The organism is Candidatus Aquicultor sp. (assembly GCF_054640775.1).
In genome coordinates this window covers 1-8707 of sequence record NZ_JBTSLF010000113.1, presented here as the reverse complement: position 1 = coordinate 8707, position 8707 = coordinate 1, and the positions used below count along the sequence as shown (strand labels likewise).

Below are 8707 nucleotides of genomic sequence, written 5' to 3'. Positions count from 1 at the left end.
TTTTAGGCCTCATTCGAGAAGGCGAGGGAGTGGCTGCACGAGTGTTGTACAACCTGGGCGCCGATCTCGATCGCGTGAGAAACCAGGTCATACAGCTCTTGAGCGGTTATTATGGTAAGTCCGGCAGTGAGCCCAGTAGCTATGGTAGAACGTACGGCAGCGGTTCACTGCTCGATGAGTTCGGTCGCAATCTCACCCGGCTTGCTCACGAGAAGAAGCTCGACCCGGTTATCGGGCGCGAGAAAGAGATCGAGCGGGTCATGCAGATATTGAGCCGTAGGACGAAGAACAATCCCGTCCTCATCGGCGAGCCGGGCGTCGGCAAAACCGCAGTTGTTGAGGGGCTTGCCCAGAGGATAGCCAACAACGAAGTGCCGGATATCCTTAAGAATAAGGAGATTTACACCCTTGATTTAGGTGCACTGGTCGCCGGGTCGAAGTACCGCGGCGAGTTTGAGGAGCGCTTGAAGAAGGTTATGAAAGAGATACGCGAGCGGGGCGATATTATCCTGTTCGTGGATGAAATGCATAACCTGGTCGGCGCAGGTGCCGCCGAGGGTGCAATCGATGCTGCAAGTATACTAAAACCCGCGCTTGCAAGGGGCGAGTTGCAGACGATAGGTGCGACAACGCTCGATGAATACCGCAAGCACGTGGAGAAAGACGCTGCTCTGGAAAGAAGGTTCCAGCCGATCAAGGTCGGTGAGCCTTCGGTTCAGGAGACCGTAGACATCTTGAAGGGTTTACGTGAACGCTATGAGGAGCACCACAAAGTAACCATCACCGATGATGCGTTGATCGCTGCAGCGCAGCTGGCCGACCGCTATATATCGGATCGATTCCTTCCGGATAAAGCTATCGATCTTGTGGACGAAGCCGCTTCTAAGGTACGCATGCAGAGGATGGTCATCCCGCCGGAAACGATGACGGTTGAAGAAGATTTACGTACTCTGCGACGCGAGAAACAGGCGGCGATCGCGGTTCAGGATTTTGAAAAAGCAGCGGTAATTCGGGATAAAGAGCGAGGCATTGAGATAGAATTGAGCGGCCAGGATTCGACCTGGGAGGCGCTCGCTCATATGCCGGTAGCAACGGTTACCGAGGATCAAATAGCGGATGTCGTATCAACCTGGACGGGAATCCCGGTCTTCAGGCTGACAGAGGAAGAGACAGCGAAGCTTCTTCGGATGGAAGATGAACTTCATAAGAGGATCATCAGCCAAGATGAAGCCATTAAAGCCATCTCAAAGGCGATTAGACGGACGAGAGCCGGTCTTAAAGACCCGAAGCGTCCATCGGGCTCGTTCATCTTCCTGGGGCCATCTGGCGTGGGTAAAACCGAGCTTGCAAAGGCGCTCGCCGAGTTTCTCTTCGGCGACGAAAGCGCGCTTATCCAGCTCGATATGTCGGAGTACATGGAGAAGCACACCGTTTCGCGTATGGTGGGCTCACCTCCGGGGTATGTGGGTTACGATGAGGGCGGCCAGTTGACAGAGCAGGTTCGGAGGCGTCCGTACTCGGTTATCTTGCTCGACGAGATAGAGAAAGCGCATCCGGATGTATTTAACATCCTGCTGCAGATACTTGAGGACGGTCGTTTGACGGATGCCCAGGGTCGTACCGTCGACTTTAAGAATACTATCCTGGTTATGACGTCGAACCTCGGTGCCCGCTACATCCAGAAGGGAACGCCGCTCGGGTTCGGTAAGACCCAGGAGGGCATCGCATACGCCGATATGAAGAATAAGGTCATGGGCGAAATCAAGAAGACGTTCCGTCCCGAGTTCTTGAACCGTGTGGACGATGTCATCGTCTTCCATGAGTTGACCAAAGACGACATCAAACAGATCGTCGATCTCTTGTTTAAGCGAGTTGTCGACCAGCTTAAAGAACAGGCCATCGAAGTCGAACTCGATGAGGAAGCAAAAGATATCCTGGTGAAAGAGGGCTACGAGCCGTCGATGGGGGCACGGCCTCTGCGTCGCGCGATACAGCGCTTCGTTGAGGATCCGCTCTCCGAAGGCTTGCTCTCCGGCTTCTATAAGGCTGGCATAAAGATACTAGTTACCGGTAAAGACGGTAAAATCGACTTCACCAAACTGGAGCCGGCGCAAATCGGCGCAGCCGGTGGGCGTGAATGAGCAAAACCAAATACATAGTCAGATGTCAGGCTTGTGGGTGCACCGCTCCTAAATGGTTGGGGCGGTGCCCCGATTGTGGTGGGTGGAATACCATGGTCGAGGAACCCCTAGAGCCTGACATCTCGTTTTCTTCAAGAAAATTAACTCCATCTGAACAAGCCCAGCCGATAACGGAGATCGCTATTGGGAAAGAAATCAGGATCGCGACCGGTCTGCCGGAGCTTGATCGGGTCTTAGGCGGCGGTGTTGTGCCGGGGTCTCTGGTGTTGGTCGGAGGGGAGCCGGGGATTGGCAAATCAACGCTGCTCCTCCAGATGGCAAATCAACTCGCGGGAAGAATCGGACGGGTGCTGATCGTCTCCGGCGAGGAATCGGTACGGCAGATATCGTTAAGGGCGAGCCGTCTCGGAGCGCTCTCACCGGATTTGCTGCTTCTCTCCGAAGTCGACGTGACTATGATCGATCATCAGGTGCGAACGCTTGAGCCGCAGCTGATGATCATCGACTCGATACAAACGATGTTTCACCCGGACATCCCGTCCGCCCCGGGGAGCGTGAGTCAGGTGCGCGAATGCACGCATTACCTTATGCGGATCGCAAAAAGCATCCATTTACCGACGTTTATCGTGGGTCACGTGACCAAGGAGGGCTCGATTGCGGGTCCGAGGGTACTCGAGCATATGGTGGATAGCGTCCTCTACTTCGAGGGTGATAATTACCAATCGTTCAGGATTATCCGGGCCGTTAAGAACCGCTACGGCTCGACCAACGAGATCGGTATTTTCGAGATGACCGATGCGGGCTTGATAGAGGTTACGAACCCTTCGGCGCTCTTTTTAAGCCAGCGTCCGGAAAACTCATCCGGCTCGATAGTTATCGCTACGATGGAGGGCACAAGGCCGCTTCTTGTCGAGCTACAGTCCCTGGTAACGGATTCGCACCTGTCTATGCCCCGGCGTTTGGCGACCGGGCTTGATTACAACAGGCTCAACCTTATGGTGGCGGTGCTTGACCGCAGGTTTGGCGTGCGTTTAGGCCAGGAGGATATTTACGTCAATGTGGTCGGCGGCGTGAAGGTAAACGAGCCGGCAGCGGACTTAGGGATTGCTTTAGCCGTGGCTTCGGCGCATAAAGATATCGTGGTGTCGCCGGATGTACTGGCGATCGGTGAAGTGGGTCTGGCCGGCGAGGTACGGTTTGTGAACCAGCTCGAGCAGCGCATCAAGGAAGCTGCAAAGCTTGGTTTCAAAAGGGCGATTATTCCTGATCAAGAGCTGAGAAACCCCGGCTCGTTGAAGCTGGATTTGTTAAGGGCAAAGAACCTGGGTCAAGCGCTGGACTATATTAGTTAGCTAAATTTAGCTAAAGGTAGCTTAAACCGCTGAATTAGGCGTTAAAAAGCGAGCGGTTCCCGCCGATGGATTTAATATTAAAAATTGGTTATCATAATCAACTAGTGTAAGAATAGTAGCTTATAGGCAAGTTTGCGTTTGGATATACGTCCAAACGCACTGTAATACACCGGGAATACCGGACTAAGGCAAGGCATTAACTTTGGGAGCATACATGCTGTTTGATCGTCGAGCAGAGAGAGAGCTGGTAAGAGCGCTTGAAAAGGTCGCTCCGGGCACCGAACTTCGGGAAGGCCTGGAGCACATCTTAAGCGCACGCTCCGGTGCCCTTATCATCATCGGTGATGTTGAGGAAGTGGAGCCGCTCTGCAACGGTGGTTTTGAACTCTTTGTCGAGTTTTCTGCACAGCGCCTTTTTGAGCTTGCGAAGATGGACGGCGCGATAATAATGGATCATGGTCTCAGTCACATTTTGCGGGCGAACGTACACCTCGTCCCCGACCCGACCCTTCCGACCAGCGAAACGGGAATGCGCCATCGTACCGCCGAGCGTGTGGCCAGGCAGACAAAAGCCCTCGTCATCTCGATTTCGCAGCGGCGAGATATTATTTCGCTCTACCTCGATGGGATAAAATACGCCTTACAGGATATCAGGATTCTTCTTGCGAAAGCCAACCAGGCGTTGCAGACGCTTGAGAAATATAAGGTCCGTCTCGATGAGGTTCTGGCGAACCTAAGCGCGCTTGAGTTTGAAGACCTGGTGACGCTTCTCGATGTGGTGACCGTGCTGCAGCGCTCCGAGATGTTTGGGCGTGTGTCGCGTGAGGTCGATCGCTACATCAGCGAGATGGGGACCGAGGGTCGCCTGATCCGGATGCAGCTCGACGAACTGTCCGGAAACACCGAGGAGAAATCGACGACGATTATCAAGGACTATGCGCTTGAGCCGGACAAGGTAGACGAGATCAAAGACAAGCTTGCCGATCTCACTCCCGAAGCGCTGTTGGATCTTAGTAAGATCGCTCAAATACTGGGATATGAAGAGGTCGTTGATTTGCTTGAGCAGCCGGTTCATCCTAGGGGATACCGTTTGCTGAGCGAAATCCCGAGGCTTCCGTTAAATATCATCGATAAAATCGTGGGCAGGTTCCACAACCTGCAAGCAATTATGGGCGCCAGTACCGATGAACTTAATTCGGTCGATAACATCGGTATCGCGAGAGCGAAGGCGATTAAAGACGGGCTTCAGAGACTGAAAGAATACAATATCCTCGAGCGCTACATCTAAATTTTTTTACCTACATGAGGTTGTACATGCCGAGCATTTCAAGGCGGTTGTTTTCTTTGCACATTATTCTATCCATGTCCAATCCTAGAAGGGCGCATACGCCGGCCATGTAGAACAGTGCATTTCCCAGTTCATTTTCCAGGACTTCGGAGCAATTGGGGCACAGGGATCCCTCAAGGTGGGTTTGCATGAAATTGGCAAGCTCAGAGAGCGTTGCGTTGTGGGGAATCGATGGCTTTGAGGCTTCTATCTTAAGGCAGCCGCATGTCGTAACCGATTTTACGATAGCGCGGTTTACATGGGCGCTTGCCTCCTGGAGCTTTGACATCACATCCAGAACGCTACGGTGACGGACAAGATACTCCGACACAGAATTTTGAAATTGCTGGCAGTTCTTGTCTCGCATATTCACCCCTTGCGACGGTTCCGGCTTAATTTATGGTAGTAAATAATTCTTGCGTTTGTCAAGTTGAATTAGGGCTGGTACTATTAATGAACAATATCACATAGCAGTATAACGTTAGCAGTGTTACCGTTCAATTCTTTTATGGCTTGATTAGCGGTTGTAAGGCAAGGGAACAAATAGTGGGAAGGCTGGTAACCGGGCAGACGGCCGCTGGTTTAATGAGGTAAAAGCGATATATCGGTTATATCTGCTCGTAGCTAATAATGTTATTTCTATGCTATTCTAAAAAATGCTAGTCGGTACAGTAGAAGAGTGCTGGGGAGGAGGTGACGTTGTAAGATACGCACATCGAAATAAAGTATAGGGGTGTTAGTAGTGTTACAGTTGATACGCATCGTGTTCATTGTAACCGGCGCAATTGGAGCCTATGAATTGGCGAAAGCCGCCCCCATGCCGAGCCCGCTCGCCCAGTATAAGATATTTGCACTTATCCTATATATTATCCTTGGAGTTGGCATCGGGTATGTGTTAGGTGGCGTTATTGGTCGCCGGTTAATGAAATCGCTAACCTGGCTAGAGAACAAGGCGCAAAAACTACCGGCAGCCGATCTTGTCCTTGCCTTTGTCGGCCTGCTTGCGGGGCTGGCTTTGGCCTTGTTGGTTTCATGGCCTTTCGGCCTCATTCAAATTCCTTTCCTGCAATTCTCGATAGCGATATTCGCTTTCGTTGTGCTTGGCTATCTTGGTATTCGCCTATCTCTTAAGAGAAAGGAAGACCTGCAATTATTCATACGATCATTACCTATTCCTAAAGCTCACACCACAGAAAAAGCTCGTCTTGACTTGGGAACGTCGAAGCTTCTGGATACCAGCGTTATTATTGACGGGCGTATCGCCGATGTCGCGAAGACCGGTTTTATCGAAGGCTCGCTTACATTGCCGAGATTCGTTCTCAGGGAGCTGCAGATGGTTGCGGATTCGGAAGACTCGCTAAAGCGCAACAGGGGAAGAAGGGGGCTGGATATTCTAAAAAGCCTCCAGAACGAGCCGAGGTTACGTTTGGAGATTCTCGAGCGCGACTATCCTGACCTGGGAGATGTCGATGCCAAGCTGGTAAGGCTGGGCAGTGAGACGAAGTCTCCGATATTGACTAACGATTATAATCTTAACAAAATAGCCGAGTTGCAAGGCGTGCAGGTGTTGAATCTGAACGAGCTTGCAAACTCGCTTAAGCCGGTTGTCCTTCCGGGTGAGGAGATGTTTGTCGGTCTCATTCGCGAGGGCAAAGAGGCCGGCCAGGGCGTGGGGTATCTCGATGACGGCACTATGGTCGTCGTCGATGGTGGGAAAATCCACGTCGGGGAAGAAGTAGAAATAATGGTGACCAGCGTTTTGCAGACGCCGGCTGGTCGCATGATATTCGGCCGGATGAAGGATGGAGATAGAAGCAGGTGATACGACCGGAATGAATCTGGCCTTGATAGTCGCTGCGGGAAAGGGCACGCGTATGGGAGCGGAGGGCGGCAAGCAATTCTTACCGCTCGCGGGAAAACCGGTGCTTGCACATACGCTTGCCGCTTTCCAGCAGGCTTCATCGATCGACACGATTATCGTTATTACTGCGGAAGAAAACTTCGATAGGTGTCTCTCCCTTATCGATACATATTCTATTGCAAAAGCGAACGGAATGAACGGAACGAACCGGGTGGTCATCGGCGGTTCCGAGCGCCAGGACTCGGTCTATAACGGCCTTAAAGCCGCACGTGAATTCGAAAGGGTAAAAATCGCGGTAGTTCATGACGGCGCGAGACCGCTTGTCACACCGCGCCTTATCGACGATGTAATAACGAACTTGGTGGAGTGCGACGGCGTGGTTGTCGGTATCCCGGCAAAAGACACGATCAAGCTCGTTGGTGGCGGCTTCGTAGTCGAGACCCCTAATCGCTCGAAGACATGGCAGGTCCAAACCCCACAGGCGTTTCTTTTTGAGCCGCTTTTGCGCGCCCATGAAAACGCCAGAGCAGAGGATTTTTATGGGACTGACGATTCCATGCTAATGGAAAGGTATGGAAGCAAAATAAAGGTAATTATGGGCTTAGAGGAGAATATAAAAATCACTACCCCGGTTGACCTGGTATTAGCTGGGGTGATAGTAGAAAGCCGGTGAAATAGTGAACAGGCCTGGGGAATTTCGAATTACGAATGTCGAATGTCGAATGATACGGGTCTAGAGCGCGGGTGAATTACGAATTGATGAAGGTCAAAAACGTGGTTTATGGGAGCTGGGTAAAGCGGTGAGGGTTGGATGAGGATTGGAATCGGATTTGATGTGCACAGGTTTATAGAGGGGCGCCCGCTGGTTCTCGGCGGGGTCACCATCCCGTTCGAGATGGGGCTGGAAGGGTTTTCCGACGCCGACGTGCTGACGCATGCGATCATCGACGCGATGCTCGGTGCTGTGGCCGCCGGTGACCTCGGGCATTACTTTCCCGATACCGACCTGCAGTTCAAAGGTATATCCAGCCTTAAACTTCTCAAAGACGCTGTTGCCATATTGCAAAACCGGGGATATAAATTAGCGAATATCGATGCGATAGCCATCCTCGAAATGCCGAAGCTCGCCTCGCATAGGCAGCACATGCGGGAGGCTCTTGCCGAGGTTACGGGGCTGGATGTGTCGCAAATCAGCATTAAAGCCACCACGACAGAAGGTCTCGGCTACACGGGGCGGGGCGAAGGCGTGGCCGCGCAGGCGGTTGTATTGGTGGAAGAGATCTTGGAGTGAGGGATACCAAACAAAATGAGTGAGATACGGGTTAGGTTTGCGCCGAGTCCGACCGGGCACCTGCATATAGGTACCGCGCGCACGGCGCTTTTGAATTGGCTGTACGCCAGAAAAAAGCAGGGTTCTTTCATCGTTAGGATTGAAGATACGGATAGAAGCCGCTCGACCATTGAGTTTGAGGGTTCGATTCTTGAGGACCTTGCGTGGATGGGGTTGAACTGGGACGAAGGACCGGATGCCGGAGGCCCCTATGGTCCTTACCGGCAAAGCGAGAGGCTGGGGCTGTATCAGCATAAGGTAGATGAGTTGCTTCACTCGGGCCAGGCGTACCGCTGTTATTGCACCCCCGAGGAACTGGAAGAGCGAAGGAAAGTACGGCTCGCCGGGGGATTAATGCCTAAATACGAGGGCACTTGCCGTAGCCTGACCGCCGAACAGGAATCCGAGTGCGCCACCCAGGGCAAAAAGCCCGCCATCCGCTTTCGCGTTCCGGATGAGAAGATAACCGTCCATGACGTGGTACGGGGAGAAATAGAGTTTTCGAGCGATGTCATCGGCGACTTTATTATCCTGCGCTCCGACGGTACACCATCGTTTCACCTGGCCGTTGTGGTCGATGACGGCGAGATGAAGGTTACCCACGTGATTCGGGGAGAGGACCATATCACGAACACCGCCAAGCACGTTCCCCTGATCAAAGCGCTGGGCTATCCGGTGCCTAAGTTTGCGCATAAC

At 52.5% G+C, this 8707-nt stretch carries 8 protein-coding genes; 7 read left to right on the top strand and 1 reads right to left on the bottom strand.

Going from position 1 to position 8707, the window contains the following annotated elements:
* The 3 genes from ACYC56_RS09770 to disA all read left to right on the top strand — a co-directional run.
* Positions 1-2141: ATP-dependent Clp protease ATP-binding subunit (locus tag ACYC56_RS09770; RefSeq protein WP_461373993.1), on the top strand; the 2141-nt coding region annotated here is incomplete at its 5' end.
* The gene (gene radA / locus ACYC56_RS09765) at positions 2138-3493 is read left to right on the top strand and encodes a DNA repair protein RadA (protein ID WP_461373992.1); all 1356 of its coding nucleotides are present in this window, start codon (positions 2138-2140) and stop codon (positions 3491-3493) included. The genes ACYC56_RS09770 and radA, both read left to right, overlap by 4 nt.
* A gap of 214 nt (positions 3494-3707) precedes the next feature.
* A complete protein-coding gene (gene disA, locus ACYC56_RS09760) occupies positions 3708-4781 on the top strand; it encodes a DNA integrity scanning diadenylate cyclase DisA (RefSeq protein ID WP_461373991.1) in 1074 nt (357 codons plus the stop codon).
* Between the two features lie 10 nt (positions 4782-4791).
* On the opposite strand, the gene ACYC56_RS09755 is transcribed toward disA, so the two are convergent.
* Complete coding sequence (locus ACYC56_RS09755; RefSeq protein WP_461373990.1) at positions 4792-5187, bottom strand: nucleoside triphosphate pyrophosphohydrolase family protein; 396 nt, start codon at positions 5185-5187, stop codon at positions 4792-4794.
* A gap of 375 nt (positions 5188-5562) precedes the next feature.
* Between ACYC56_RS09755 and ACYC56_RS09750 the strand changes: the two genes are divergently transcribed.
* The 4 genes from ACYC56_RS09750 to gltX all read left to right on the top strand — a co-directional run.
* Positions 5563-6642 carry a PIN domain-containing protein gene (locus ACYC56_RS09750; protein WP_461373989.1) on the top strand — a complete coding sequence of 360 codons (1080 nt, stop codon included), beginning with the start codon at positions 5563-5565 and terminating at the stop codon, positions 6640-6642.
* Positions 6623-7354 (top strand): 2-C-methyl-D-erythritol 4-phosphate cytidylyltransferase, encoded by a 732-nt coding sequence (ispD, locus tag ACYC56_RS09745; RefSeq protein ID WP_461373988.1) that lies wholly within the window; start codon positions 6623-6625, stop codon positions 7352-7354. The genes ACYC56_RS09750 and ispD overlap by 20 nt, the downstream gene beginning before the upstream one ends.
* 138 nt (positions 7355-7492) lie before the next feature.
* Positions 7493-7972 (top strand): 2-C-methyl-D-erythritol 2,4-cyclodiphosphate synthase, encoded by a 480-nt coding sequence (gene ispF, locus ACYC56_RS09740; protein ID WP_461373987.1) that lies wholly within the window; start codon positions 7493-7495, stop codon positions 7970-7972.
* 15 nt (positions 7973-7987) lie between these two features.
* On the top strand, positions 7988-8707 hold a 720-nt coding region (gltX, locus tag ACYC56_RS09735), incomplete at its 3' end, for a glutamate--tRNA ligase (RefSeq protein WP_461373986.1).